At 52.9% G+C, this 1,639-nt stretch carries 2 protein-coding genes; one reads left to right on the top strand and one right to left on the bottom strand.

Features of this window, described 5'->3' with window-relative positions:
• Positions 1-334: PIN domain-containing protein (locus ACFFII_RS04020; RefSeq protein ID WP_377697615.1), on the top strand; the 334-nt coding region annotated here is incomplete at its 5' end.
• Positions 335-445: 111 nt separating this feature from the next.
• Here ACFFII_RS04020 and ACFFII_RS04015 read toward each other — a convergent pair.
• Positions 446-1,627, bottom strand: coding sequence for a hypothetical protein (locus ACFFII_RS04015; protein ID WP_377697614.1), 1,182 nt, complete (start codon positions 1,625-1,627; stop codon positions 446-448).
• Positions 1,628-1,639: the final 12 nt, after the last annotated feature.

Raw genomic sequence — 1,639 nt, 5'->3', positions numbered from 1 at the left:
GTGGCGTTCGAGGCCCGTGCTATGCAAACTTAACCTGACGTCCACGAAACCGGCAGCAGGCCACGGCGCCTATCGCAGCCAGAAGGTCGCCTTCAACCTGGAAACCCTGCGGCTGCTGTTTTCGGATTTGCCGATCCTCGACATTGACCCGGAGGATGCGCGGGTCGCGGGCGAGATCCGAGCGGAACTTGCCCGTGCCGGAACACCGATCGGCCCATACGACGTACTGATCGCAGGGCAGGCCAAGGCGCGCGGGTTCACCCTAGTGACCCACAACACGGGCGAGTTCCGCCGGGTGGCCGGGTTGATGCTGGAGGACTGGACAGACCCCTGAAGTAAGGGCCGTCACATCATGGCAGATCGTAAGTCATGGAAAGGATCTCAAACCACTACTTCCCGGACGATGGACTTAAAACAGCTTTTTGCATTAGCTCTCATGACGACATTATCGCAATGGAAGAACACGGCTTAAAAATAGGCGCTCTGCACGCTGAACTAAGTCATCAGAAGCTGATACAAGTTGACGGTCTATCAGCTCAATCATTGTTTGCAGGGGCTGATCTCCAGCCGATGGAGCATACTTTTCAACAAGTTGTGCCGGAAGCCCAATTTCCTCGTATGCACTCGCAGGTGCAACCGAAAACCACGACTTCATTGCCGCAATGTAGGTTGAATAGTCCACACTCTGAGCTTTGGGATCGTGCCACCGATCTTTGATAACTGCTTCAAGGGCAGCAAGACGGAGCGGAAGATCGTATTCCATTACCTTCAAAAAACTTAGCGCTGTGTCAATACCGCGATCTACACCGTCACGCTCATGAACTGCAACCTCTCGAATAAATGCGCCAACGTTCCGCTTTTTGGCGGCAATTGCTAGCAACCTTAGTGCGCTCCCAGCAGTGGGGGCACTATACGTCCGAGGGCGTGCGTGTTGCCAAATCAACTGAATTGTTGATTTAAGCCGAGGCCATTGCGGAATACCGTCCCAGCAGATCCCAAACCTTTGTTCCCGGATTCTCTCATCCACACCCGCAACTATGCTTTCTAAAACAGAGAGGGACAGAGCTGAGAATTCGCGAATAACAAAAGGCGATAGACCAATAGTTGAGGATAAGCTTTGCTGGCGTGCAACCAGTGGCGGATCGTCACTGGGGTCAATACCAGCAATAAATCCGTCCGGTAGCGCAGTTCCATCGACATACTCTAGATCGACCTCGGTATGATCTCGTGGAGGAGGATCATGGAAAAGATACACCTTGCCAACGAAGTGCCGGAACATCCGTCCACTGCGGCCTTTGATGTTTTCATGAGTAAAGTAGCTGATAGGACTCCGATCAATTCTTGCATCTGCAATGGCTACAGATTTCGCAGCAGTGTTGACCCCTTCTATGATCGAGGAGGTACAGACCAGAATGTCCAAGGCTCCACGATCAAAGAGCTCGATCTGGAGCTGGGCCAGTGCGCGAGGCATTCTACCAGTGTGAATGCCAATACCACGCTCGATCGCGGCTGCTGCGAACCAGTCATCATGGAATGATTGTCTTGCCCAGGCGGAAAGGCTTATCCTATCTGCACTGTTGATTTCCACCCGGAACTGACCCGGGTTTTCCATCGAGAAGTGACCCACCTTTAGTCATGC

The organism is Paracoccus niistensis, from assembly GCF_042432925.1.
GTDB lineage: Bacteria > Pseudomonadota > Alphaproteobacteria > Rhodobacterales > Rhodobacteraceae > Paracoccus > Paracoccus niistensis.
The sequence above is the reverse complement of the archived record's forward strand: the minus strand, read 5'-3'. Positions and strand labels throughout refer to the sequence as shown.